Source organism: Beijerinckia mobilis, from assembly GCF_000745425.1.
GTDB lineage: Bacteria > Pseudomonadota > Alphaproteobacteria > Rhizobiales > Beijerinckiaceae > Beijerinckia > Beijerinckia mobilis.
Genome location: NZ_JQJH01000001.1, coordinates 430,277 through 456,104, shown reverse-complemented (window position 1 = coordinate 456,104; position 25,828 = coordinate 430,277). Strand labels below are relative to the sequence as shown.

Below are 25,828 nucleotides of genomic sequence, written 5' to 3'. Positions count from 1 at the left end.
TCTCAGCGCGGCCCAGCTTCGTTCAACCTTCGGGCCGCCCCTCGCTGTGGACTTTATACTGGCGCAATAAGTCTAAATCAATGATGAACGGCGGCGGTCTGGCAGCCATGCATGGGACGCATTGAAATCAGAGGCATTTCGCCGCAGACGTGAGGTCGTCTCGTCTTGGCGATAATAGGGATGACTGTTGTCAATTGGCCGGATTTGATGCGGTTCATCACGAAGGGGCATCAATGCAGACTGACAGCTTTCCTTTGATGGGCTCTGGCGCTGTCCGGCGTTGATCCGGGCAGCATCCTCGGTCCGGTTTCGGAAAGACCTCCGATGGGCTCTTATAAAGTAAAATCAATCCCGGCCAGAAATTGTCTCGGCAGGCCCAGAAAAGCCTGCGATCCCGCCGTCGTCGAAATGCCGGATGCCGGGTAGATCGAGGTCCAATAGTGCGTATCGGTGACGTTGTTGACGTTGAAACGGGCTGTTATCCGGTGACCGTCGACGACCGTCGTGTAGCGCAAGCCGAGATCGAAGGTCGCATAGGTTCCGGTCCAGATCGTATTCGTCTCATTGGCGGGGCGGCCGCCGACATAGTGGACATTGGCGCTCAGGGCGAGTCCCTGAACCGTGGGGACTCTATATTCGACGAAGAGATTACCCTGTATGCGGGGCACGTTGACGACATCCTTGCCCTCCACGGCGGTTGTGCCCGTATTGATCAATTTGGGGATCAATTGCTGGAATCCGCCGATGACGGAGAGATCATCGGTCAATTGGCCGGTCAATTGCACCTCGGAGCCCCAATTCAATTGCGTGCCGAAATTCTGATAATAGCCGGCGGTGTTCTGATAGGCCCAGGGCTGGTCGATGCGAAATCCTGCCGCTGTGAGCATCAGGCGGTCCGTCAGAGCGACCTTGTAGCCAAGCTCATATTGCGTGCTGCGATAGGGGGCCAGCGTCTGGTTCGCGTTGACGGCGGTCACCGGGGCCGTGTCACCCTGCTGCAGTGAATTGCTATAGGTGAAATAGGCCGTCTGGTTGGCATCCGGCTTGTAGAGCACGCTGGCCGTCGGGCTCCATTCTCCAGTCGTCTGATAGGTGCTGGTCTTCTGTCCGAGCGCGTTGTAGTTTTTCGATGTCAGCCAGGAGAAACTGGAATTCAGCAAGAGCGACCAATGGTCGTCGAACCTGATTGTGTCGCCGCCGACGAGGGATTGCTGATCATTGCGTGCCGCTTTGTAGACCGGGCCTCCGACCTGATAAGAGGCTGCCGGAAGGACGACCGGATTGTAGATATTGTTGGTGCCGACGGTGACATTGTTATTGCCGCCAGACCCTGAGAAATTGCCCCAGGTGAAGCCGGTCGTGCCGATGAAGACATCATGGCTGATGGCGCCTGTCATGATATGGCCGTTAAGCGTCGCAAGATTGCTGATGATGGTGAATTTCGCGGCCTTCTGCGCATTCATCTGCGTTCGGAAATTGCCATTATTGTCGATGAATGTATTGGTCGGCTGGTACAGGCCGCGCTCGACGGTCTGGTCGAGCAGGCCGATCGTCAGGTTCCAGTCCTGGTTGAAAGCATGTTTCAGCTTTGCGCTGAATGTATGCGTTTCGTTCTGGTTGCCCATGCCGGAAACACCGTAGCCGCCGGTCGCGGCACTAGGCGCGCGGGGTAGGCTGTAGATGGTGGGACCATAGGTGAAACTGCCGGGAAAACCGAACCAATGCCAATCGTAATAGCTGCCGTTCAGTTCAAGAACCGTTGAATCGCCGAAATGCAGGTCGATCGCGCCATCGAGCAAGGTGCGGCGGAGATTGCTGGTCGGCGCATAATCCTGCCCATCGGCGTGAACAAAATTGAAGCGGAATGCCAGACCTTCGACTCTGTCTCCGACATCGCCAAACACCATATGGTTGGCGTTGGATTCAAAACCGTAACTGATCGTCTGGAAGGGAATGTCGGTTGGCCGTTTGGAGATGAAGTTGAAGGTGCCGGTTGGGCCTGTGGGGCCAAACATGCCGCCGGCCACACCGTTCAGCATCTCCACCCGATCGAATTGTTCCATTGCATAGCCGGTCGTGCTGATGATGTTCAGTCCGTCCATGCGTGTATTTTGAACGACGCCGCTTTCGAACCCGCGGGTCCAGATACGGCCGCCATCGGCGCCCCGGCTCATCTGAATCGAGGGGTTGAAACGCAGAATATCCGCGACATTGCGCGCCTGGACGGCGCGGATCATTTCCTGGGAGACGACGGTCACAGAATGCGGCATGTCGAGCGGCTTCTGATTGCCGGCTGGTCCCATTTCAAAGGACTTCGGTGGAACGATGACACCGAATGTCTCACCCGCAGCATTGGCCGAAGGAATTTCTGAAGCGGTAATATCGACTTCCGGCAGGACTTGCGTCGCCGTCGTGTCCTTTTTGGCCGATTGCGCCCAGGCTGGCGCTCCGCCAATCGCCATCAGCAAAGCGAGTGTCGAGATCTGCATTCCTCGTGATGAATGAGTTTGCTGGAACAGATCCTGTCTGGGCAAAAGTGCCGTGTATATGCCGGAGGTTGAGGATCTTGTTGCCATAATGATCGAAAGCCTATTTTAATTCTACATGAATTATTTTTAAGCTATAAATCAACGTGCATTAGTAATCTATTGTAATCCCGGATTTGGAAATGGGTGGAGCAGCGATTGGGCAGCACTCCGAATTTATCTTTGAGTTTAAAAGTGTAATAATTATAATAACTTATTATCTATTCTGCGCATTTCTTGGCAGCGTGACGGGTTTTTTAAAAACTTTGTGAACGTGTCTGGGTTGGTGCAGATATGCGCAAATTTATAGAGGATTGCCTTCTCAATGGTCAGGAATGCTGCCGGTTTGAATGCGTTTGAACGCAATCAGAGCTCGGCGTTTTTGTCTGTTGGCGGCGACATCGCGAGGCGTTGGCTCAGCCATCCGTGGATCACCTTTGACCATCAGGCAAACCATCGCATCCACACCTATGGTTCGCTTATGTCGAGACGGCATGAGATTTCTGGAATGAAAATCCGCTTTGCTGCTTGAAATTGGCGCCTGTCTTCGGCGGGGACGGTTTTTGGGAGTCTGTTGTCGGGCGGCGTGACAACCGATCCATAACTGGCGTCGCAGGCACTTTCGCGCTAGGAAAAGCGCATGTATTTCCGACCCGCTCCCAAAAGCCGGGCGAACCAGGGCCGCGCGAAACTAACGAGCGAGCGGCCCTTAGGAGACTTCCATGGCGCGCGCGCTGACCGCTTATCTCGACCGCAATAATGTTCCTGACCGGAAAAGCCTGCAAAAGGCGCTTGATGGGCTGAAGCTCAAGATCACCCTCGACGACGGCTATGCGCCGTTCAAATCCGTCTCCTATCTGCCCTGCACTTTTGATGGCGAGGATGCCGGTTTTGATATCCGGTTTCAGGATGTCGGCGGTGATCTCTCGCCTGATCTCAAGGCCGCCGTGGGGGATCGTGACACCATCATGGCTTTCCGCTGGGGTGGCGACATTCGCGAGCAGGCCTGTGTCATGGCCGTTTGCACGGCACTCGCGCGTGATTTTGCCGCCATTATTCTGGACCCTGAGGGTGACAAGCCGATTTCCGCGGACGATCTCTTCAAAAAGGCCAAGGCAGCGGCCGATTCCCTTTAACCTCCCTCTCTTTTCATTCTGGACATGCTCGCTTTCGGGGACAATGGTCACGTCAGTGGGGATTCGTCAAAGTTGAGTCTCTTTGCGGTCACATCCCCTGCGTGTCCGCTTCTGCTCCGGGTGAAGCAGAGGCCGCTTAACCTATCTGCTCTTCGATGCGGGCGAAACCGGATGGTTGGGCCGCCTTTCTGAAGGAGATTTGCCTTGGGACTTGCGACCAAGCGGCCGCGTGGGCGGCCACCTGCCGCGCTGAAATCGCCGGAAGCGGCGCTCGTGCAATCCCTCGACCGTGCGCTGAACCTGATTGAGATCGTCTCCCAATCGGATGGAATCGCGCTTACCACTCTGGCGCAGCGTGCCGACATGCCGCCTTCCACCGTGCATCGTCTGTTAATGACGCTTGCCGCGCATGGCTTTGTCGAGATGCATGAACAGGATCAGCGCTGGAGCATCGGCGTCGAGGCTTTTCGGGCCGGAATGGCGTTTCAGCGTCGCAACAACGCGGTGACGCTCGGTCGCCCGGTTATGCAGGAACTCATGGAGCTTTCCGGCGAGACCGCGAATATCGGCATTTTCGAGGGAGATGAAGTGGTCTTCGTCACCCAGGTCGAAAGCTATGATCCGATCCGCGCGTTTTTCCGCGCCGGAGAACGCCGGTCGGCACATGCTTCGGGCATCGGCAAGGTGCTGCTCGCCCATCTGCCGCGGGAGACGGTCGAAAAGGTGATCCGCAACAAGGGGCTCCCTGCCTTCACCGAAAATACGATCACCGATCCGCAGCGCTTGTTCGCGGAATTGGAAGCCATAAGACAGCGCGGCTATGCGATCGATAATCAGGAGCGCAATCTCGGCATGCGCTGTATCGCTGCGGCCATCTTTAACGAATTCGGCGAGGTCGTGGCGGGCGTTTCGGTCTCGGGTCCGGCGGTTCGGCTTTCCGACGAGCATATCGACCGGCTCGGACCGGAAGTGCGCCGGGCGGCGGCGAAAATCACCGCTCTGATCGGCGGGATCGAGAAGGGCGCCGGGACAGAGCCGGTGTGACGTTGGAAAGTGGAACGGGACGCCGGGCAATCGGTCTTCCGATCGCCCCGTTTTGGCGGCGAATAATTATGGGATGAAACGCTCGGCACGTAGACGCTCGAAGAGATCGAAGAACGAGTCCGGCGTATAATGATAGCCGCTGAAACCGGCCTGCCGGCTTTTGCTCATATCCGTGATGCATTCGATCTCGCGGCCAAGATCGGCGTCCGTATGCCATGGCGAGGCGAGACGATCGAGCCGGCTTTCGCGCAAGCCGTATTGGCGGCTGATGTCCACCCAGAGTTCGGCATCGCCGGAAAGCTGCTGCTCGAGAGAGGTCGCCTGTCCGGGATAGGGCGCCGCCTCAAGACCGAACCACGCCGCGAGTTGCGGCCACAGCCATTTCCAGCGGAAGACATCACCGTTCACAACATTGAAAGCCTGATTTTGCCCGGTGGGGCTCGTCGCCGCCCAGACAAGCTGACTGGCAAGCTGACGCGCATCGGTGACATCCGTCAGCCCATTCCATTGGATCGATGACCCCGGGAAAACGAAGGGACGGCCGGTTTCCCGGCAGATCGTTGCATAGACCGCAAGCGTCGAACCCATATTCATGACATTGCCGATGGCATAGCCGATGATCGTATGCGGACGGTGTACGCTCCAGGAGAAACCATGGCTCATGGCGGCGGCAAATAAAGCGTCTTCCTGATCATAATAGAAATTGTCCACGGCGAGCCTTGGCATAGTCTCGCGGAATGGTGTTTCAGGAAGCGCGCCCTGCGCATAGGCTTCGAAGGGACCGAGATAATGTTTCAATCCGGTCACGAGGCTCGCATGGACGAGCGCGTCCGGGTGGCGCAGCGCCGTAAAGAGATTGGCGACCATCGCGCTGTTGACGCTGCAATTCTCGCGCTCCGTCGGGCGTCTCGACCAGGTGCTGAAAAAGACATGGGTGGGTTCGATGGCAGCGACGGCTGAGCGCACGGATTCGATGTCGAGCAGATCGGCTGCCAAGGGCAGGATGCCGGTCGAAGCCTCGGCGGGATGCCGTGCCAGTCCATGAACGGTCCAGCCATCCGCCACGAGGCGGTTGGCGAGGTTCTGGCCGACAATGCCGGTCGCACCGACAACCAAAGCTTTATGGGGCATGAGGGGACTCCGCAGAAAACGATGGCGGGACATTGTGCTTTACGGAGATTGATGGCAATCCGGCACCAATCTGTGACCTGGTCACCAAAAGGTTCCCATGGCTCTTGCTCCGCTCCCCGATCACTATCGCCTGCCTCCTTTCGATGAGGCTTGCGCGCCGCGGCGTCTTTTGCGTCTGTTCAGCGGCAAATGGATCACGATGATCCTGCATACGCTCCATCTGCTCGGGGGCGGATCCCGGCCGGGTCAGCTCATGCGTGCCATTCCCGGCCTTTCCAAGAAGATGATGACGCAGACCTTGCGTGATCTGGAAAGCATGGGGCTCGTGTCGCGGGAGGTGCGGCAGATCATGCCGCCGGAAGTGGTCTATCGCCTGACGGAACTTGGGGAAGTTTTCGTGGAACCGCTCGAAATGCTCTATCGCTGGGGAGCCGATCATGCCGCTGATCTGGAGCGGCTCGCGTCACCCGCACCGCAAACGGACTTGCAGGATCGCTGATCGTCGCAGGCAGGCGCGCGACTTGGCGTTTCTCTTGGTGTTTCTCTCGCGCGTTTACAGGGGTCTTTCCTGCAGGGCCTTTCTCAAGCGTTCCGTGCCGGCAAGGCGGCGACGAGGCGGCAGCCGTCGAAAAGCTCCAGGCGCCGCCCATCATGCAGGCTTTCCGCAAGGGCTAGGGCTTCCGTATCATTTTGGCAGGTTTTCAGGACTTTGGATTTCTTGATCTTGCCGGCTTCATCGAGAAAGAAGGCGCGGTAATCCGGCCCCTCCGAGGGACAATCGCTCATCATAGCTGCTCCGTTCAGGCCTCAGGCATGGATCCTGCCGCGATCTGCCAAGGCCTTTCTCACAAGGGAACTTGTTTACAAAGGGACTTGGCCGCGGTCGTCGATCGTATGGCCATCCGCCAGCAAGCCGCGCGCCGTGGCTTTGATTTTCGGCTCGGCGAGGGTGCCACCGATTTCAAACAGATGATAGGCGGCGCGGCGGCGCGGCGAACCGCGCACGAGGGAGGCGGAAGGAACGCCGACGACCGGGACGTTACCCTTGGGGCCCGGAAGGGACGTGATGGCGAGACTGTGCTCATGCCCGTGCAGGATGAGTTCGGCGCCGACGCGGCTGATCATTTCGGCGAAGGCGCGCGCATCGACGAGTCCGCGTCCGAACTTGCCTTCGGCAAAGGGTGGATGATGCAACATGAGGACGCGGATGCAATTTTCCGCCGCCGCTTGTTTCAGCAGTATTTCCGCTCCGGCGATCTGTTGCGCGCCGAGCTTGCCGGAGGCGATGAATGGCGGCATGGGCACGCCCGAAGCAAGGCCGATGAGGGCGATCGGGCCTCGCCGTCTCAGATAAGGATAAAGAGGAATCGGTGACGGCGCGCTGCCGCGCGATTTCAGTGTGGGATGCTCGCCGGTGATCCAGGGTTTGAAGGTTCGGGCGAGATCGGGTAGGGCGCCGCGGACATAGGCGTCGTGATTGCCGGGCACGAAACTCACATCTTCCGTCTGGCCGAGACTTTCCAGCCAGCGGCGGCCGAGCGGAAACTCGGCGGCGAGCCCCAAATTCAGCACGTCGCCTGTCACCGCGACGTGATCTGGCGCCTGGTTTTTGAGATCGGCGACGAGGCGGCCGAGGGCCTCCATATCATGGGCCGTGGAGCGCCCGCGATGCCAGTTGAGATAGCCGGTCAGCCGTTTGCCGAACAATTCTCGGCGGTGCGGGACCGGGAGCGGGCCGATATGCGGATCAGAGAGGTGAGCAAGCAGAAAAGTCACGCGATGCGCCTCGCGACGAAGTCTGGAACCTGAACCGTGTAAAGGAAACGCTCCGGGAGTCAAAGCGTGGCAGTGGGCTTGTCATGCTCCTTGCCAACGCTCCTTGCCAACGTTTTTGGCGGGCGGGCGCGGATCGCTTCCCGGATTCGCGCATTTCCGAGGTGAGGTCAGGCGCCGCCGATCAGAATGCCGGTGATCAGGACGATGAGGCCGCCGACGACGACCTGCAGTGCTGCTTTGAAGAAAGGCGTCTTCATGTAACGGGTGCGCATATAGGCGATGGCCCAGAGCTCGAAGAAGACGACGATGCCGGCGATGGTGGTGGCGATATAGAAGGCATTATGCCAGCTGTCCGGTACCAGGTACGGCATCGTATGGCCGAGGCCGCCGATCGTGGTCATGACGCCGCAGGCGATGCCGCGCAATATCGGATTGCCGCGCCCGGTCACGCTCCCGTCGTCCGACAACGCCTCGGCGAATCCCATGCTGATGCCGCCGCCGAGCGACGCGGCGAGACCCACGAGAAAGGTCTTCCAATTGTTTTGCGTCGCAAAAGCGGCGGCAAAGAGCGGCGCGAGCGTCGAGACGGAACCATCCATCAGGCCGGCGAGACCTGGCTGGACATATTGCAGCACAAAGACGCGTTCATGCGTCTCCGCCTCCGATTCGCGCGCGGCGGGCGTGAGATATTTCGTTTCGAGATCGGCGGCGAGCTCTTCATGCGTCATTTCGGTCTCGGCGAGCTCGCGCAGCAATTGCCGGACGGCCGGATCCTTGGCGCTTTCCGCCGCCTTGACATAGAAATTCGCCGCCTCGGATTCGCGGATTTCGGCTTCCTTGCGAATGGTTTCGAGGGAAAGATTGCGGGTCAGCCAGACCGGAGGCCGCCGCATGAAGAAATTGACGTCGCTTTTGTTGATGGGCAACAGCTCGGCGCCGAAACGCTGCTTGTAGAGTTCATAGAGCATTTCCCGATGGGTTGCTTCTGTCGCAGCCATACCCGTAAAGACCTGCGCGGTTGCGGGATAACGCTCTTTCAGATCCTCGGCAAAGGTTGTGTAGACATGATTGTCGTCTTCCTCGCCGGCGATTGCGAGAGAGAGAATTTCCTGTTCGTTCAATTCGGTAAAGTTTTTCACGATCCGCCCCTTGTCCGGCAGACCGGTGCCGAACATCTATCGAATTATACCAAGTCTCGATGAGCATGACTTGATACCTCATGCTCATCGAGACTTGGCCTCCCGCGACTGCGAGGTGGCTCTGGCGTGATGCTCGAGCGTATCATGCGACGCACGATGTGTGCGGTGCATGATACGCTGCGTGATCGTCTGTAGCGACCGATGTACTCACGCCGTGATTATTGTTTTCCTGAGATTCATGCATCCCTGATCGTTTCGTCCCGCCCGTTCACATCCCGGCTCGCAGCGCATGGCGGTCCGGTTGTTGCTGGTCGGGAGATTGGGGCTGGCGGCGCCTGTCCCGCAACCTTTATCTATATTTATTCCAAATAGGTCTTTCAAATGATTTCGGAAACATTCAGAGAGTTGCGAGAAGCAACGGGATAGTGTCTTATTGGCACGTGTCTTCGGTCCGGCGCGGCCAGACTGTGAAATGTTCTTGCAATTGCTGCGGAAGACGACAATTTGATATTTTATTGCTCATTCCCATGAAATTTTCGCGCGTGAAAGTTTGTTTTTGAAAGGCATTTGTTTCCCGAAGAATTGGGGCTTGACGCCCACAATCCATGGTGAGCCGTGTGTACAGGCGAATTTTTTCTTCTCTTCTCGGCCGCGGGGCGGCATTGGCCGATCCGGCGCAAGAATTCTGTATTCCTCGACCGGAAGCCGATCTTCGTGAACACGGCCGTTCGCGGCTGGCCTCGAATAAAGGACTTGCGTCCTCACGGGTGACCAGCCTCGGCGTGCGCGGCGTTCTTTTTGATCTGAATGGAAGCGTGCTTCTCGTGCGCCGCAAGCGGGTGGCTGGCTGGTATCTGCCGGGAGGTTCGGTGCGGACGGATGAGACAGTTGTGGCGGCGTTGGCGCGGCATATCGAGGAGGAAGTTGCCTTGCCATTGCCCGCCGTGCCGGTTCTGCATGGCCTGTTTCATCACCAGCGCAACAAAACCCATGTCGCCTGCTATACAATTGTTCTGGCCGCGGAAAACAATAATCTGCGCGCTGGACATGGTATTGAGGAGGCTGCTTTCTTTCCGCATGACGCGTTGCCGCGTCTCGTTAGCAGCTCTGCCCGCGCGCGTATTGAGGAAGTGTCAACCGGCAGTCCGGCACCTTTGCGCTGGTAATTCCCACTGTTTCTTTATGGTGGCAGCTGGAGCTTTGTGAACGATAGTATCTCGGCCGTACACATCGCGATTGTTGATGGCTGGAATGGACATCCTGCCTCGCGTCTCACATATATTTGGAATGCTGCCTCGAGGCTGGCTCTAATCATGGCCCGGGCCGTATCCTATGAGAATGCGGGAGGAGCAAACATGCGTGCATCGATAAAAATATCCATCCTCGGTTTCGCGATGACCGGCTTGTCCTCGGCCATGGCAATGGCCGCAGATACGGACAGGATGATTGTGCTGACCAACAGCGCGGCGGCGCAATGGGGGACGGCTCCGGCGTTCCTGCCCAAGGGAGTTCTTTCCAGCGTGTTCATGGGCGACCCTGGCAAGCCGGGCACTTTCGTCCTGCGGCTGAAACTGCCGGCGCATACGATTATCGCACCGCATACGCATCCGACGGCGGAAACGGTGACGCTGGTGAGCGGTACATTGATGTCGGACATGGGCGAGACGATCGATCAGGCGCGCGCGAAGAAAGTGGAGACGGGAGGGTTTTTCTATCTTCCGGCCGGAATGGCGCATTCGGTCTGGACGACGAACGAGCCGGCGGAAGTCGAGGTCAAGGGCGAAGGGCCTTTCAGCCTGAAATATATCAATCCGGCTGATGATCCGAGCGGGAGTTGAGCCGTTTGGCCGCGACGCTGCCGGAAGAGAGGATCAATCGTCCTCATCGCCAGGGCCGACGGTCCTGTTGTAGAGGATCGAGGCAAAGAGTGAAAAGCCGATGAGGATCGCGCCGACGAGACCGGTTACGGTTTCCGGTATGTCGTAGCGAACCGAAAGCAGCATCATCGCCGCGAGTGCGAGAATGGCATAGAAGGCGCCATGTTCCAGATAGCGATATTCCGCCAGCGTGCCGCTGCGGACGAGCATGACGGTCATCGAGCGAACGAACATGGCGCCTATGCCGAGACCGAGCGCAATGACGAGAAAATGATCGGTGAGCGCGAAGGCGCCAACCACGCCGTCGAAGGAGAATGAGGCGTCGAGCACTTCGAGATAGAGAAAGCCGCTGAAACCCTGGCGGACGATCCCCTGTTTGTGCCCGCCCTGGCCGCCGAGCAATGTTCCGACCGCTTCGACCGCGATGAAGGCCACGAGCCCGAAAATGCCCGCGACGAGCATCGTGGTGGCTTTTCCCGGCGGCAGCAACAGGGAAACCCGATAGGCGAGAAGCAGGACGATCGCATGGGTCAAGGCGTCGATATGGCCGAGCCGCGCCACCTGCCGTTCGATGACGGCGATCCAGTGCACAGTCTTCGAGGAATCGAAGAAGAATTTCAGGCCGACCATGGCGAGAAAGGTGCCGCCGAAGCCGGCGATCCCGATATGGGCCTCCTTGATGATTGCCGCATATCGGTTCGGGTTGCTCAGGGCGAGATAAAAGGCGTCCAGGGGGCCAAGATGTGTGGCGAAACTCACAATCGCGACGGGGAACAGAATGCGCATGCCGAAAACGGCGATCACCATGCCCCAAGTGAGAAAGCGTCTCTGCCAGATCGGATCCATGCCGCGTAGCACGGTCGCATTGACAATGGCATTGTCGAAGGAGAGGGAGACTTCCAGCACACCAAGGACCAGCGTGATCCAGAGAATGGAAAAAACACCACCCAAAGTGCCGGTCATTGCCCAGCCGAGCCATGCGGCAAGGCCGAGACTGATGATGGCGAACAGGAACGAGCCACCGAAATGGCGTATCATCGGCATTGATCCCTTGGTTGGTGTCCCCTTGATGGGTATCCCCTTGGCAAGGGCTAGAGCATGTTCGGATGTTTCCGAACTGTTCCATTTGAAATTGCTCTATAGGGCGTGAAGACGCCCGTCGCGCCATTTACAGCAAACCCCCGGCAACGCAAAATCCTCCACGGTGCTGTTGGCGCTTTTGAGACCGCATTCGTCTCCCCGCGGATGGACCTTTCATGCGATGATTTGCACAGGGAAAAATTTGCTGCTAGAGAGCAAGGAGAACGAATTAGGCTAAAAGGCGCGTTAATCGGCAAACGGCATGCGCGTCCCCGATGAACACAGCATAATTTTTTGGCACATTGCTGGCGTGCCGAAATGGGCATGGCAAACGCCGCAAGCTCATTGTTCAAGAGTTCATTGTCAAGAGTTCATGGCCAAGGGTGAAACGCAGGATGATGAAAAGGCGGCATCTCGATCCAGCTTTCGCGTTCACGAGATCCTGAGGGTCCGCCATGCTTAAGGCCCGCGTCATCCCCTGTCTCGATGTCAAGGACGGCCGCGTCGTCAAGGGCGTCAATTTTGTTGACCTGCGGGATGCCGGTGATCCGGTCCAATGCGCTATGGCCTATGACGCCGCGGGCGCCGACGAATTATGCTTCCTCGATATTACGGCGAGCCACGAAGATCGCTCCATTCTGTTCGATGTCGTGGAGCGCACGGCGGAAGCTTGTTTCATGCCGCTGACCGTCGGTGGCGGTGTCAGAACCGAGGATGACATTCGCAAATTGCTGCTTGCCGGTGCCGACAAGGTGTCGATCATGTCGGCGGCTGTCACTGACCGTGATTTCGTACGCCGCGCGGCGGAAAAATTCGGCAGCCAATGTGTCGTCGTCGCCATAGACGCCAAGGCGACCGGCCCTGGCCGCTGGGAAGTCTTTACCCATGGCGGGCGCAAGCCGACCGGCATTGACGCCATCGCTTATGCCCGTGATGTCGCCGAACGCGGGGCGGGCGAAATTCTGCTCACCTCGATGGATCGGGATGGGACCAAGGCGGGGTTCGATCTCGCGCTGACACGCGCCGTCGCGGAAAGCGTGCCGATTCCTGTCATAGCCTCGGGTGGCGTCGGCACGCTCGACCATCTCGTCGAGGGCATTGCACAAGGCGGCGCGGACGCGGTGCTCGCCGCCTCGATTTTTCATTTCGGCACATTCACCATCGCCGAGGCCAAGGATTATATGGCGCGGCATGGGCTGCCGATGCGGCTCGATACCGATCTTGCAGCCGCGCGCAACCGGATGCCAGGATGACGCGTTTTACCCTCGACGATCTTGCCGCCATCATCAAGGACCGCGCCGCCGCGAGCGCGGATAAGTCCTATACGAAATCCTTGATCGAGGCTGGGCCGCCTCGCGCTGCCAAGAAATTCGGGGAAGAAGCCGTCGAAGTGGTCATTGCCGCGCTTGGCGCCGATCGCGCCGCCGTCATCAGCGAAACGGCTGATCTTCTCTATCATCTTTTGGTCGTCTTGCACTTGCGGGACGTCTCCTTGCAGGATGTTCTTGAAGAACTCGAACGGCGCACCTCCCGTTCGGGGCATGAAGAGAAGGCTTCCCGTGCTCACTAGCCAGCTGCCTCGCATCGATGCCGTGGGAGAGGAAGACCTCGACCTTTCGCCGCTGTCTCCCTATCATCGCTTCTCGCGCGCGGAATGGGCGCGACTGCGTGCGGATACGCCGCTGACGCTGACCCTGGAGGATCTCTCGCGTCTGCGTTCGATCGACGATCCGATCTCGCTCGAGGAAGTCATCGCCATTTATCTGCCGCTGTCACGCCTACTTGCTCTCTATGTCGCCGCGACACAGGGGCTGTTCAAGGCGACACAGCGTTTTCTTGGGGCCGGCGATTGCAAGGTTCCGTATATTATTGGTGTCGCCGGTTCCGTCGCGGCCGGTAAATCGACGCTCGCCCGTGTCATGCAGGCATTGTTGCTGCGGTGGCCGAATACACCGAAAGTGCAGCTCATCACCACCGATGGTTTTCTCTATCCCAACCATATTCTTCAGCGCGAAGGGCTGATGGACAAGAAGGGATTTCCTGAAAGCTACGATGGCACGGCGCTATTATGTTTTCTTTCCGATATCAAGGCCGGTAAGCGCAACGTCCGCGCGCCGGTCTATTCGCATATCTCCTACGATATCATGCCGGGCGAGAGCGTCATCGTCGATCGCCCCGATATTTTGATCGTCGAGGGCCTCAACGTCCTGTTGCCGAACCGTCCAAATAAGGATGGAATGGCCATCCCCTTCGTCTCTGACTTCTTCGATTTTTCCATCTATCTGCATGCTGATGAAGAGGATCTCGAACGCTGGTATGTCGCGCGTTTCATGCGGCTGCGCGAAACCGCTTTCCGGGATCCCCGTTCCTATTTCAAGAAATATGCGCAAATTGATGCCGAAGCGGCCGAAAATGCGGCGCGCGACATCTGGCGGCGGATCAATCTCGCCAATCTGCGCGAAAATCTGTTTCCCACCCGCGCCCGCGCCAATCTGGTCCTGACCAAGGGACCGACGCATCAGATCGAAACAGTGGAATTGCGCAAGCTTTAATGCTTATACAGCGGCGCTGTCCGGTCCCGAAAGAGTCTTGATGGCGAGCGCGGTCGCCGCGGCGCGATTCTCGACACCGATCTTCGCGTAAATCTGTTCCAGATGTTTATCCACCGTACGCGGCGAGAGGCCGAGGATTTCGCCTATGTCGCGGTTGGATTTTCCGCGCGCGACCCACGTCAGCACTTCGGCTTCACGCGCCGTCAGGTTTAGGCGTATCTTCAGAATTTGTTCCGGCGGCTCGGCATTTTCTTCCGCGACCCTGAGCAGAAGCTCGTTCTGGCCGAGTTGGCTGACGAAGCTGATCTTGAGTTTACGCCCAGCACAATCAATCGAACATTCGTCGCCTGCGGTCTTGCCCCTGGCTTTCGTTTCCAATCCACCGAGAAAGCGTCTCACGGGTTCGGGGAGGAGAGAATCGCCACCAGCGTCATTGTCTGCTTCCAACGCGCTTGCGAGCAGGATGTTCGCCTGGGGTGTGCTCCAGAGCACGCGGCCCTCGCGATCGGCGGAAAGCAGGAAACGGCCGGCGGCATCGAGCGCCGCCCGCGCGCTATAGGTCTCGCGCGCATTGGCGAGATGGACACGCATACGCGCCATCAGTTCGTCGAGCACGATCGGCTTGGTGACATAATCGACCCCGCCGCTTTCCAGGCCCTTGACGATCTGTTCCGTGTCGGAAAGGGCTGTCATGAAGATGACCGGCACATGCATGACGTTCTTGTTCTGCTTCAGACGGCGGCAGGTTTCGAAACCGTCCATGCCCGGCATGATGGCATCCATGAGAATGATGTCTGGTGTGATCCTTTCGACGAGCGACAGCGCGCTCGCGCCGTCGACCGCGATGAGGACTGTCGCGCCGGAGTCTTCGAGCGTATCGGTGAGGAAGCTCAGGGTTTCAGGTGAATCGTCGACGACGAGCACCGTATTGCGCCGTTGCGTATCAGGTGTCATCGTGATGGGCTGCCTCCAGAACAGACATAAATTGCTTCAGATCGAAGGCATTGATCAGGGTGCGCATATGCGCCGCGAAGGCATTGTAGTCGGATGACGTGTTTTCGATCTCGTCGAGCTTGGCCTGAATGCCGCGGATATAGCCGATTTCGCCCAGCTTGGTCAGTTCGGCGATCATCGTCGCATCCGGTGGATGAAAACTCTTGGGATCATTTTCGGTTTTCCCGGAATGGGCATTATTTTGCGTTTCATGTGTCCATTCGAGATCCAGTAGCGCCTGGACCTTCGCCATCAGGCTTTGCAGATGGACTGGCTTGACGATTTGATCGTCGTGATAGCGGGTTCCCGTCATGTCTTCGAGAATTTCTCCCGCATTGGCGGAGATGATGAGGATGCGCAGGGCACTGAAGCCTTCGTCACGGAGCTGCCGCGCGACCTCCCATCCGTTGAGGCGCGGCATGGAAATATCGAGCAACAGAAGGTCCGGGCTCCATTCCCGCACCATCTCGATGGCGGCATAGCCGTCCTGGGCGGTAAGCACGGTAAAGCCCAAAGAGGTGAACAATTCGTGCATGAGATCGCGATGGGAAAGATCATCATCGGCGATGAGCAAGGTGCGGCGTGCGCCGCGATAGCCATGAATGCGCTGTTCGATCGGGCGCAGGCGCGTCGGCTCGCGCGCCTCTGAAAGCATCATCTTCACCGTAAACGTGCTTCCGCAGCCCGGTTGTGAGACAAGGGAAATCTCACCACCCATGATTTCCGTCAGCAATTTTGTAATGGTGAGCCCGAGACCGATGCCGCTTGTCGAATAGGTGCCCGCGCGCTCACCGCGTTCGAAGGGCAGGAAGATCCGTTCGTGATCTTCCGGTTCGATGCCCTTGCCGGTATCCGCGATCTCGAATTTGGCGACCTGATACCGGTAGCTGACACTGAGTGCGACTCGACCCTGCGTGGTGAATTTGATGGCATTGGTCAAAAGGTTGATGAGGATCTGGCGCAACCGTTTCTCGTCGGTGTAGATGACGGACGGAAGATGGTCGCAGCGCGTGTAGACGAAATCAATGCCTTTATCCACCGCCTGGAACCGGCAGATATCGACGATATGGTCGAGGAATTCCCCGATCCGCACCTCATCGCGCGAAAGATGCAGGCGTCCAGCCTCGATCTTGGAAATATCGAGCAGCCCGTCGATGAGGCCGGAAAGATGATCGGCCGAGCGATGCATCACATGGATGGCATTGCGTCTGTGGGGGGGAATCGATTCATCGCGATCGAGCAATTGCGCATAGCCCAGGATGGCGTTGAGCGGCGTGCGTAATTCATGGCTCAACCCCACGACGTAACGGCTCTTGGCGTGATTGGCGGCTTCCGCCACCTCCTTGGCCTTCTGGAGTTTTTCGTCGGTCCGTTTGTGAGCGACGATTTCGCGCTGCAGGAGCATCGTCTGACGCTGGCTTTCCTCCTGCGCGACCTGCCGGCTCTCCTGCGTCAGCACGAACAGCCACGCGGCGATGCCGGCGATGAGCAGCAGGATGAAATAGAGCGTGAAAAGCATGGTGCCGATCGCTTTCTGTTGCGCGGGCGAGGCCATGGAGGCTTGCAGATAGAGCACGCTCAGGATCGCGGCATTGACGATGGCGAAGACGGTGAGGACGCCGATGTAGTGGCCGAGGCGGGAATTGACATACCTCATCATCCAGGCGGGAAGAATGGTCTCCAGCGCGGCTACGATCTGCTCGGGGAAGCGGGCGTTCTTCTTGCAGCGATCATGGCAGCGGGCATCGAGCGAACAGCATAGCGAACAGATTGGCCCGTCGTAGGCGGGACAATAGGCCATGTCTTCTGTCTCGAATTTATGTTTGCAGATACAGCATTTCACCATCTCCCGTGTGTGCCAGTTCTCGCGCGGATGGCGGGCGATGTAATAACGGCCGCGTGTAAGAAAGGCGATGAGTGGCGAGGTGCTGAAGGAAACGCCGAGCGCCACGAAGGGAGCGAAGGCCTGGAGCAGTGGACCGAAGGTCCCGGCGAAAGCGATCATGGCGGCAAGGCTTCCGGCCATCAACGCGCCGACTCCGACGGGATTGATGTCGTAAAGATGCGCCCGCTTGAACTCGATGCCCTTGGGGGAGAGACCGAGCGGCTTGTTGACCACGAGATCCGCTACGATGGCCGCAACCCAGGCGACCGCGACGAGGGAAAAGAAGCCGAGAATGCTGACGAGAGCCTTGTATATGCCGAGCGTCATCAGCATCAAGGCGATAGTGACATTGAACACCAGCCAGACGACGCGGCCGGGATGGCTGTGTGTGAGACGTGAGAAGAAATTCGACCAGGCGATCGAGCCCGCATAGGAATTGGTGACGTTGATCTTGAGCTGGGCGATGATGACCAGCAGGCCAGTGCAAGCAAGTGCCGCCTGCGGCGAAAGGCCGGTTTCGAAGGCGAGCAGATACATTTGTGTCGGCTCGGCGGCACGGCTGAAAGGCACGCCATGCAGTACCGCGAAATAGGCGAGGAACGAGCCGGCAAGCATTTTCAATCCACCCGGAACGATCCATCCGGGACCCGCCGCGATCAGCGCCGCCCACCAGGCGAGGGGTGAGACGCCGGGCGTCGCCCCTTGGGCGCGTCGCGGCAGAAACCGCAGGAAATCGACCTGTTCGCCGTTCTGCGGAATCACCGCGAAGACGAGGGTTGCGGCGAGGCCGAAGCTTATGGGATCGAAGGCGCTGCTCGCATGAGCGCCGAGGCCGGCGAATTCGGCCCAGCCTTTGATCAGGTCACTGTCGGCATGGTCCAGGACGAACAGAAGCGGCAGGACGTTGAGGAGGATCCAGAGCGGCTGCGTCCAGAGCTGAAAGCGGCTGATGAATGTGATGCCATGGGTGACGAGCGGGATCACCAGAAGGGCGCTGACGAAATAGCCGAGCATCAGCGGGACGCCGAAACACATTTCGAGAGCCAGTGCCATGATCGCCGCCTCGATGGCGAAGAACAAATAGGTGAATGAGGCGTAGATCAGTGATGTCAGCGTCGAGCCGATGTAACCGAAGCCCGCGCCGCGCGTGAGCAGGTCGATATCGACCCCATATTTGGCGGCATAATAGCTGATGGGCAGGCCAGTGAGAAAGATCAGTGCGCAGACGGTGAGAATGGCCGCCACCGCATTGGTGAAGCCATAATTCAGGGTGATGGCGCCGCCAATCGCCTCCAGAGCCAGAAAAGCGACGGCGCCGAGCGCGGTATTGGCGACCCGCAGCACCGACCAACGCCGGGAGTTTTTCGCGGTGAAGCGGAGCGCATAATCTTCGAGCGTCTCGTTGACGACCCATTGATTGTAACGGCGTCGCACCCGGATGATCTTCTGCTCCGCCGCCATCGGGGCCTGCCTCGCTGCCTCGTCGATCGATATCTGCCTTTCCTTTCCCACGATGCTCCTGCTCTTTCGCCGTCTGGCGATGTGGCGCCGCGATGAGCAAGGCTCACCGGGCGCCACGCCGAAACACGCACCAATCCACGGCGAAGGTTGGGAGAAGGCGTGCCTAATGTCCGCCGGGGCGCGGTAAACCCCTATACGGTAATCCACGTATTGCTGTGACACAGCTAAGCGTCAATGTTCTCCCTCGAAACAAGCACGCCAGGCCGTACCAACTGGCCGTATCACCTGCGTGTGAACAGGCTCAGCCATGTCGATCTACCGATGTGAAGCCGGTCAGGTGCAACCGGAGAGAGGGACCTATGTCTTCGAACGATGATCATCCGAACGGGCGTTCTGTCAGCCGCCGCAAGGCGCTGCAGGTGCTTTCCGCGCTGCCCGCGGCCACGCTCCTGCCTTCCGTCGGAATGTTTGCGGGTTCCGCCTTCGCCGAGACGCCTGCGACATCGGCGGTGAATACGACGGGGCTCGCGGTGACGGATACGGATGTCACAGTCGGCATTCTGCATTCCATCACCGGTACGATGGCGATTTCCGAGACCGGATCGGTCGAGGCAGAGAAGCTCGCCATCGACCAGATCAATGCCGCAGGCGGTGTCCTTGGCCGCAAGATCAAATATGTTCAGGAGGATGGGGCCTCCGATTGGCCGACCTTCGCGGAAAAGGCGAAGAAGCTTCTGGTCAATGATAAATGCGCCGCAGTCATGGGCTGCTGGACCTCGGCCTCGCGCAAGGCGGTGCTGCCGGTTTTCGAGCAATATAACGGCATCCTCTATTATCCGACCTTCTATGAAGGGTTGGAACAATCGAAGAATGTCATTTACACGGGGCAGGAAGCCACCCAGCAGATCATCGCTGGTCTCGACTGGGTCAACAAGACGAAGGGTGCCAAATCCTTCTATCTCATTGGCTCCGACTATATCTGGCCGCGCACATCCAACAAGATCGCGCGCAAACATATCGAAAACCATTTGCAGGGGAAGGTTGTCGGCGAGGAATATTTCCCGCTTGGGCATACGCAATTCAATTCCGTCATCAACAAGATCAAGCTGACCCGTCCGGATGTGATCTATGCGATCGTCGTCGGCGGTTCCAACGTGGCTTTCTACAAGCAGCTCAAGGCCGCGGGCATCAATCTTTCCAAGCAGACCCTGCTCACCATTTCCGTCACCGAGGACGAAATATTGGGCATTGGCGGCGAAAATATTGCGGGCGCCTTTGCCTGCATGAAATATTTTCAATCCCTCGACAATCCCAACAACCAGAAATTCGTAGCGGCTTTCAAGAAAGCCTATGGCGAAAAGGCGGTCATCGGCGATGTGACGCAGGCAGCCTATCTCGGCCCCTGGCTGTGGAAGCTGAGCGTGGAAAAGGCTGGCAGCTTTGATGTCGACAAGGTGGTGGCGGCCTCTCCCGGCATCGAGTTCAAGGACGCGCCGGAAGGCTATGTCCGCATCCATCCAAACCATCATCTGTGGAGCCGGACGCGGGTTGGCAAGGCGCAAGTCAACGGCCAGTTCGAGGTCGTCTATGAGACGCCCGACCTCGTCGAGCCGAACCCGTTCCCCAAGGGATATCAATAAGGGATATCAATGATCCGTTGAACCAGCGCGCCGGTCTTCGAGGCTGGCGCGCCATCCTTGAAGCACCGCCCGCGAGGTTTGCCCGCGTGTGATGCCTCTTCAATCCCACGATGCGTCGAGTGCCGGGCAGGGGAAACCGTCTCGCCTTCCGGTGCTGGGCCCCTGTTCGGGAAAGGCGATATCCATGGATTATTCGCTTGGCGATCTCGGTTCGATCTTCGTGATGCAGGCATTTTCGGGCCTGATCCTGTTCTCGATCTTCGTCCTGATGGCCCTGGGTCTGGCGATCATCTTCGGCCAGATGGGGGTCATCAACATGGCGCATGGCGAGTTCATGATCCTCGGCGCCTATATGACCTATCTCACGTCCCTCGTGTTTCAGGCCTATCTGCCGTCGCTTTATCCGATCTATTTCTTCGTCGCGATGGCGGTGGCCTTTCTGGCCTCGGGTGCGCTTGGTCTCTTCGTCGAATGGAGCCTCATCCGCTTTCTCTACAAGCGGCCGCTCGATACGTTGCTCGCCACATGGGGCCTGAGCCTCATCCTCCAGCAGAGCTACCGCTCGATCTTCGGCGCGCGCGAGGTGGGCGTCGATCTGCCGCAATGGATGATGGGCTCACTGCCGGTTACCGGGTCGATCGAGGTCCAGATCAATGGCCTCTTCGTCATGGGCCTCACTATCGTCATTACGCTCGCTGTGTATCTTCTGCTCTATCGCTCGGCCTGGGGCAAACAGGTTCGCGCGGTCATGCAGAACCGGGTGATGGCCGGAGCGGTCGGCATCAATACGGAAAAGACCGATCGTTATACATTCGGACTCGGCTGCGGCATCGCCGGCATTGCGGGATCCGCCTTCACCATGATCGGCTCGACCGGTCCGACCTCCGGTCAGCTCTATATCGTCGACACGTTTCTGGTTGTCGTCTTCGGCGGCGCGCAGAGCCTCTTCGGCGTCATCGCCTCGGCTTTCACCATTTCGCAGACGCAATCGACGCTCGAATTCTTCCTCTCAGGTTCGATGGCGAAAGTCCTCACCTTGCTTGGCGTCGTCATCATTCTGATGATCCGTCCGCAAGGCCTGTTCACGATCAAGGTTCGGCGTTGAGGAGGCGCATATGATGACATCGGATCGCACTTTCTTTCTCGCCCGCAAGGATATGCTCGGCATTGTGCTGCTCGCCATCCTGCTCGCCGTCATCCTGCCTCTCGCACTCGATGGCTTTCGCCTGCAGATGGTCGGTAAATATCTGACTTATGCCTTCGTGGCTTTGGGGCTTGTCCTGTGCTGGGGCCATGCCGGCATTCTCTCGCTCGGCCAGGGCATATTCTTCGGCCTCGGCGGCTATTGCATGGCTATGTATCTCAAGCTGGAAGCATCAAGCATCGAGAATACGAAGATTCAGTCCACTCCCGGTATCCCGGATTTCATGGACTGGAACCAGCTCACCGAACTGCCGTTCTTCTGGCGGCCATTTCACAGCCTCGGTTTCACGCTGCTCGCCATTATCGCCGTGCCATCCCTATTTGCCGCAATAATCGGTTTTGCCATGTTCAAGCGGCGGGTAAGCGGTGTCTATTTCTCGATCATCACCCAGGCCATCGCCTCGATCCTGACGATCCTCATCATCGGTCAGCAGGGATATACCGGTGGCATCAATGGGATTACCGATCTGCGCACGTTGCAGGGATGGGACATACGCACGGATGCGGCGAAGACCATTCTCTATTTCGTTTGCGTCGGGCTCTTGCTCGCTTCCATCCTGCTCGCCTATTTCGTGAAATCCTCCAAGCTCGGCCGCATTCTCGTCGCCATGCGCGACAAGGAGGATCGTGTCCGCTTCTCGGGTTACGACGTCGCCAATTTCAAGGTCTTCGTCTTCTGTCTCGCTGCCGCTGTATCGGCGGTCGGCGGTGCAATGTTCACGCTGCAGGTCGGGTTTATGTCGCCATCCTTTGTCGGCACGGTGCCTTCGATCGAAATGGTCATCTATTGCGCCGTCGGCGGCCGGCTGTCCCTGCTCGGGGCTGTCTATGGCACGCTGCTCGTCAATGCGGCGAAGACCTCGCTTTCCGAGACATTCCCCGAGCTTTGGCTGTTCGGCCTAGGGGGCCTCTTCATCGCGGTAGTGCTCGTCTTCCCGAATGGTCTTGCCGGTCTCTATGAGACCTATGTTTCTCCGCGCCTTGGCCGGTTCTTCGGCGGCAGAGGCAAAGCCGCGCCGGCGGGCACCCGCGCCCCGGCAATCGCCGAATGACGTGCACGAGGGAGAATCCCATGAATGCGCAACCGAATACGCCGATGACGAGAGATTTTGTTCTTGCTGTCGAAGGTTTGACGGTCTCCTTCGACGGTTTCAAGGCGGTCGACAATCTCTCCTTCTATGTCGATGAGAACGAGATCCGGGTGATCATTGGTCCCAATGGAGCGGGCAAGACCACGGTGCTCGACCTCATCTGCGGACGTACGAAAGCGACGGATGGTTCGATCCGGTTCAAGGACCGCGAACTGACCACGATGAAAGAGCATGAGATCGTGCGGGCGGGCGTTGGCCGCAAATTTCAGAACCCGTCGATCTATGAGGATCTCACCGTCTTCGAGAATCTGGAGATTTCCTATCCGAAAGGCCGGTCCGTTTTCGGCGCACTCATGTTTCGCCGTGATTCCGCGGTGAAGGAGCGTGTGCGCAATATTGCCGAGACGATCTTTCTTGCTGATCATCTAGACCAGCGCGCGGAATATCTCAGCCATGGACAAAAGCAATGGCTGGAAATCGGCATGCTGCTGATCCAGGATCCAGAGCTTTTGATGCTCGATGAACCTGTTGCCGGCATGAGCGTCTCGGAGCGCCGGAAGACGGCGGAACTGCTGAACACGATCATCAAGGACCGTTCGGTGATCGTCATCGAGCATGACATGAAATTCGTCGAGGATATCGCCCACAAGGTCACGGTGCTGCATCAGGGCAAGGTGCTCTCCGAAGGCTCGATGGCCAAGGTCCAGGCGGATCCAAAAGTCATCGAAGTCTATCTCGGTCATTGAGGAGCACCATCATGCTCGATGTCTCTAAGCTTGTCGTCGCCTATGGCCAGAGCGAGGTGCTGCACGGTCTCGATCTCCATGTGGCACCCAATGAAATCGTCGCCCTCATGGGCCGTAACGGCATGGGTAAATCCACGCTGATGCGGTCGCTCATGGGTATCATTCCGGCCCGCAGCGGCTCGGTGCATATCGGAGCGAGAGATATCACCCGGCTCAAGAGCTACGAACGTGTCACCGAGGGTGTCGCTTATGTGCCGCAAGGGCGCATGATCTTTTCCAGCATGACGGTCGAGGAAAATATCGAGACCGGACTGATCCCCCGTGGTGAAAGCCGGGTGCCGGCCGATCTCTATGATCTTTTCCCGGTTCTGCTCGAAATGAAGAACAGGCGCGGCGGCAATCTTTCCGGTGGCCAGCAGCAGCAGCTCGCTATCGCCCGGGCGCTCGCCACGCGCCCCAAGGTGCTGCTCCTCGACGAACCGACGGAAGGCATTCAGCCTTCGATCATTCGCGAAATGGGCCGCACCTTGAAGCGCATACGCGATGAACGCGGCCTTTCCATCGTCGTCTCGGAACAGGTGTTGTCCTTCGCGCTCGATATAGCCGATCGCGTGCTGGTGATCGAGAACGGCGACATCGTCCATGAAGATCTGCGTGCCGATGTCGATGAGGCCAAGGTCGCAAAATTTCTTTCAGTCTGATCTTTCACGCATACGGAGCCTTTTATGCCTGATACACTCATTTCCGTCGACCTGTCGCGGCCGGCGACCGAGAACGAGAACCTGCATAATCGCTGGCACCCCGACATTCCGATCGCGGTTTGGGTCGAGCCCGGTGCCGATTTTCTCGTCGAAACTGTCGACTGGACCGGCGGCGCCATCAAAAATGATGATTCCGCCGATGATATCCGTGATGTCGATCTCACCACGGTACATTATCTCTCGGGGCCGATCGGAGTGAAGGGTGCGGAACCCGGTGATCTTCTGGTGGTCGATATTCTCGACGCTGGCCCGCTGAAGGGTCATGAATGGGGCTTCAACGGGTTCTTCGCCAAGAAAAACGGCGGCGGCTTCCTCACCGATCATTTCCCACTGGCGCAGAAGTCGGTCTGGCATTTCGATGGCATGTTCACCCGCTCGCGGCATGTTCCGGGCGTGGGTTTTGCGGGCCTCGTGCATCCGGGCCTCATTGGCACCCTGCCGAGCAAGGCCATGCTCGAGACCTGGAATGCGCGTGAGGCGGCGCTGATTGCCACCGATCCGGTCCGTGTGCCGCCGCTCGCCAATCCGCCGCATGCCCGTACCGCGCATCTCGGCCGGCTCACCGGCGCGGAGAAGGAGAAGGTCGCGGCGGAAGGTGCGCGCACCGTGCCGCCGCGTGAACATGGCGGCAATTGCGACATCAAGGATCTCTCGCGCGGCTCGCAGATCTATTTCCCGGTGTATGTGCCGGGCGCCGGTCTGTCGATGGGTGATATGCATTTCAGCCAGGGCGATGGCGAGATCACCTTCTGCGGCGCGATCGAAATGTTCGGCGCATGGCTGCACATCAGAGTGAATCTCATCAAGGAAGGCATGTCGAAATACGGTATCAAAAATCCGATCTTCAAGCCTTCGCCAGTGACGCCGAACTATAAGGATTATCTCATCTTCGAAGGGATTTCCGTCGATGAGGAAGGCAAGCAATATTATCTCGACGCCAATGTGGCCTATCGCCAAGCCTGCCTCAACGCCATAGAATATCTCAAGAAATTCGGTTTTTCCGGGGCGCAGGCCTATTCGATCCTCGGCACCGCGCCGGTGCAAGGCCATTTCTCCGGCGTCGTCGATATTCCCAATTCCTGCGCCACCTTGTGGATCCCGACGGAGATCTTCGATTTCGACATCAATCCTTCGGCGGCGGGTCCGGTGAAATATCTGGACGGATCGATCGATATGCCGATTGCGCAGGATCTCTGAGCGCGTCCATTTTCATGATGAACGGGGCGCAGCGAGCGTCCCGTTCTCCGTCGCGATGGCACTTATTCATGATAGCGCCTGTGAGGACTGCCCATGCCGGTTTATGAATATTTGTGTGAGGCTTGTGGTGACTTCACCGCGATGCGTCCGATGAGCGAATATAATGAGCCCCAGCCCTGTCCGGATTGTGGCGCGGCTGCGCCGCGCGTGCTCCTGACGGCGCCGCGTGCCAGCGGTATGTCGCGTTCGCGTTTCGAGGCCTATGCGGTTAATGAACGCGCGAGCCATGCGCCGATGACGAGCGGCGAATACAAAGCGAAACAGACGGAAAGGCAAACGGCAAAACACGGGGCAGGATGTAAGTGCTGTTCGACCGGCGGGGCGAGCCGGAGCGGCAAGCGTCCCATGCTGACGACGCCGCAGGGAGCGAAAAGCTTTCCGACTGCCCGCCCCTGGATGATCAGCCATTAGAGCATTTTCCGATAATGTTGAACCGCTTTGCGGTTCCGTGGTTTTTGAAAATACCCCAATTTTTGAGTGGGGCGTCTTGGATATATCCAAGACGCCCCAGAGGCGGGAAGTGTGAGAGAT

At 58.3% G+C, this 25,828-nt stretch carries 24 protein-coding genes; 16 read left to right on the top strand and 8 right to left on the bottom strand.

Translation table 11 applies throughout. From position 1 onward, the window contains the following. Positions 1-332: 332 nt before the first annotated feature. Positions 333-2,489, bottom strand: coding sequence for a TonB-dependent receptor (locus tag DL88_RS01950; protein ID WP_051955470.1), 2,157 nt, complete (start codon positions 2,487-2,489; stop codon positions 333-335). Between the two features lie 361 nt (positions 2,490-2,850). Between DL88_RS01950 and DL88_RS01945 the strand changes: the two genes are divergently transcribed. The 3 genes from DL88_RS01945 to bhcR all read left to right on the top strand — a co-directional run bounded on the left by DL88_RS01945 (position 2,851) and on the right by bhcR (position 4,705). Beyond that, positions 2,851-3,057: a hypothetical protein gene (locus DL88_RS01945; RefSeq protein ID WP_034990983.1), complete on the top strand. Its 207-nt coding sequence runs from the start codon at positions 2,851-2,853 to the stop codon at positions 3,055-3,057. 190 nt (positions 3,058-3,247) lie between these two features. After that, positions 3,248-3,661, top strand: coding sequence for a hypothetical protein (locus DL88_RS01940; protein WP_034990980.1), 414 nt, complete (start codon positions 3,248-3,250; stop codon positions 3,659-3,661). Between the two features lie 204 nt (positions 3,662-3,865). Further along, positions 3,866-4,705 carry an HTH-type transcriptional regulator BhcR gene (gene bhcR / locus DL88_RS01935; protein WP_034990978.1) on the top strand — a complete coding sequence of 280 codons (840 nt, stop codon included), beginning with the start codon at positions 3,866-3,868 and terminating at the stop codon, positions 4,703-4,705. A gap of 66 nt (positions 4,706-4,771) precedes the next feature. On the opposite strand, the gene DL88_RS01930 is transcribed toward bhcR, so the two are convergent. Beyond that, positions 4,772-5,836 carry an SDR family oxidoreductase gene (locus DL88_RS01930; protein ID WP_034990975.1) on the bottom strand — a complete coding sequence of 355 codons (1,065 nt, stop codon included), beginning with the start codon at positions 5,834-5,836 and terminating at the stop codon, positions 4,772-4,774. A gap of 97 nt (positions 5,837-5,933) precedes the next feature. Between DL88_RS01930 and DL88_RS01925 the strand changes: the two genes are divergently transcribed. Next, positions 5,934-6,335: a winged helix-turn-helix transcriptional regulator gene (locus tag DL88_RS01925; protein WP_051955469.1), complete on the top strand. Its 402-nt coding sequence runs from the start codon at positions 5,934-5,936 to the stop codon at positions 6,333-6,335. An 83-nt stretch (positions 6,336-6,418) separates the two neighbouring features. On the opposite strand, the gene DL88_RS01920 is transcribed toward DL88_RS01925, so the two are convergent. From DL88_RS01920 to mbfA, 3 genes are all read right to left on the bottom strand, one after another. Then, a complete protein-coding gene (locus tag DL88_RS01920) occupies positions 6,419-6,625 on the bottom strand; it encodes a hypothetical protein (protein ID WP_245270577.1) in 207 nt (68 codons plus the stop codon). Between the two features lie 72 nt (positions 6,626-6,697). Beyond that, positions 6,698-7,612, bottom strand: a complete 915-nt coding sequence (locus DL88_RS01915; RefSeq protein WP_034990973.1) for a metallophosphoesterase family protein — start codon at positions 7,610-7,612, stop codon at positions 6,698-6,700. Between the two features lie 167 nt (positions 7,613-7,779). Beyond that, positions 7,780-8,751, bottom strand: coding sequence for an iron exporter MbfA (gene mbfA / locus DL88_RS01910; protein ID WP_034991316.1), 972 nt, complete (start codon positions 8,749-8,751; stop codon positions 7,780-7,782). Between the two features lie 605 nt (positions 8,752-9,356). On the opposite strand from mbfA, the gene DL88_RS01905 reads away from it, so the two are divergent. Then, complete coding sequence (locus DL88_RS01905) at positions 9,357-9,917, top strand: NUDIX domain-containing protein (RefSeq protein WP_084704781.1); 561 nt, start codon at positions 9,357-9,359, stop codon at positions 9,915-9,917. A 189-nt stretch (positions 9,918-10,106) separates the two neighbouring features. Next, positions 10,107-10,589, top strand: coding sequence for a cupin domain-containing protein (locus DL88_RS01900; RefSeq protein WP_034991314.1), 483 nt, complete (start codon positions 10,107-10,109; stop codon positions 10,587-10,589). A gap of 33 nt (positions 10,590-10,622) precedes the next feature. Here DL88_RS01900 and DL88_RS01895 read toward each other — a convergent pair whose 3' ends face one another. After that, positions 10,623-11,672 carry a DUF475 domain-containing protein gene (locus tag DL88_RS01895; protein ID WP_370736376.1) on the bottom strand — a complete coding sequence of 350 codons (1,050 nt, stop codon included), beginning with the start codon at positions 11,670-11,672 and terminating at the stop codon, positions 10,623-10,625. Between the two features lie 491 nt (positions 11,673-12,163). Here DL88_RS01895 and hisF point away from each other — a divergent pair, with 491 nt between their 5' ends. Genes hisF through coaA form a run of 3 tightly spaced genes read left to right on the top strand, consistent with a single transcriptional unit; the run spans position 12,164 to position 14,260 of the window. Beyond that, the gene (gene hisF / locus DL88_RS01890; RefSeq protein WP_051955467.1) at positions 12,164-12,961 is read left to right on the top strand and encodes an imidazole glycerol phosphate synthase subunit HisF; all 798 of its coding nucleotides are present in this window, start codon (positions 12,164-12,166) and stop codon (positions 12,959-12,961) included. Further along, positions 12,958-13,278, top strand: coding sequence for a phosphoribosyl-ATP diphosphatase (locus DL88_RS01885; protein ID WP_034990972.1), 321 nt, complete (start codon positions 12,958-12,960; stop codon positions 13,276-13,278). The genes hisF and DL88_RS01885 overlap by 4 nt, the downstream gene beginning before the upstream one ends. Then, a complete protein-coding gene (gene coaA / locus DL88_RS01880; protein ID WP_370736375.1) occupies positions 13,268-14,260 on the top strand; it encodes a type I pantothenate kinase in 993 nt (330 codons plus the stop codon). Before DL88_RS01885 ends, coaA begins: the two co-directional genes overlap by 11 nt. 3 nt (positions 14,261-14,263) lie before the next feature. Here coaA and DL88_RS01875 read toward each other — a convergent pair whose 3' ends face one another. Both DL88_RS01875 and DL88_RS01870 read right to left on the bottom strand, forming a co-directional pair. Next, positions 14,264-15,214, bottom strand: a complete 951-nt coding sequence (locus DL88_RS01875; protein ID WP_034990969.1) for a response regulator transcription factor — start codon at positions 15,212-15,214, stop codon at positions 14,264-14,266. After that, a complete protein-coding gene (locus DL88_RS01870; protein WP_034990967.1) occupies positions 15,204-18,599 on the bottom strand; it encodes a hybrid sensor histidine kinase/response regulator in 3,396 nt (1,131 codons plus the stop codon). The genes DL88_RS01875 and DL88_RS01870 overlap by 11 nt, the downstream gene beginning before the upstream one ends. 359 nt (positions 18,600-18,958) lie before the next feature. Between DL88_RS01870 and urtA the strand changes: the two genes are divergently transcribed. From urtA to DL88_RS01830, 7 genes are all read left to right on the top strand, one after another. Further along, positions 18,959-20,239 (top strand): urea ABC transporter substrate-binding protein, encoded by a 1,281-nt coding sequence (urtA, locus tag DL88_RS01860; RefSeq protein ID WP_034990964.1) that lies wholly within the window; start codon positions 18,959-18,961, stop codon positions 20,237-20,239. Positions 20,240-20,423: 184 nt separating this feature from the next. Next, positions 20,424-21,344 carry an urea ABC transporter permease subunit UrtB gene (gene urtB / locus DL88_RS01855; RefSeq protein ID WP_034990962.1) on the top strand — a complete coding sequence of 307 codons (921 nt, stop codon included), beginning with the start codon at positions 20,424-20,426 and terminating at the stop codon, positions 21,342-21,344. 13 nt (positions 21,345-21,357) lie between these two features. Continuing rightward, entirely contained in the window at positions 21,358-22,494 is a 1,137-nt protein-coding gene (gene urtC, locus DL88_RS01850; RefSeq protein ID WP_034991309.1) for an urea ABC transporter permease subunit UrtC, read from the top strand. 20 nt (positions 22,495-22,514) lie between these two features. Then, the gene (gene urtD, locus DL88_RS01845; RefSeq protein WP_034990960.1) at positions 22,515-23,279 is read left to right on the top strand and encodes an urea ABC transporter ATP-binding protein UrtD; all 765 of its coding nucleotides are present in this window, start codon (positions 22,515-22,517) and stop codon (positions 23,277-23,279) included. An 11-nt stretch (positions 23,280-23,290) separates the two neighbouring features. Next, a complete protein-coding gene (gene urtE, locus DL88_RS01840) occupies positions 23,291-23,980 on the top strand; it encodes an urea ABC transporter ATP-binding subunit UrtE (protein WP_034990958.1) in 690 nt (229 codons plus the stop codon). Positions 23,981-24,004: 24 nt separating this feature from the next. Beyond that, positions 24,005-25,237 carry a formamidase gene (fmdA, locus tag DL88_RS01835; RefSeq protein ID WP_034990957.1) on the top strand — a complete coding sequence of 411 codons (1,233 nt, stop codon included), beginning with the start codon at positions 24,005-24,007 and terminating at the stop codon, positions 25,235-25,237. A 93-nt stretch (positions 25,238-25,330) separates the two neighbouring features. Continuing rightward, positions 25,331-25,708 carry an FmdB family zinc ribbon protein gene (locus DL88_RS01830; protein WP_034990956.1) on the top strand — a complete coding sequence of 126 codons (378 nt, stop codon included), beginning with the start codon at positions 25,331-25,333 and terminating at the stop codon, positions 25,706-25,708. The last annotated feature ends 120 nt before the right edge of the window (positions 25,709-25,828 follow it).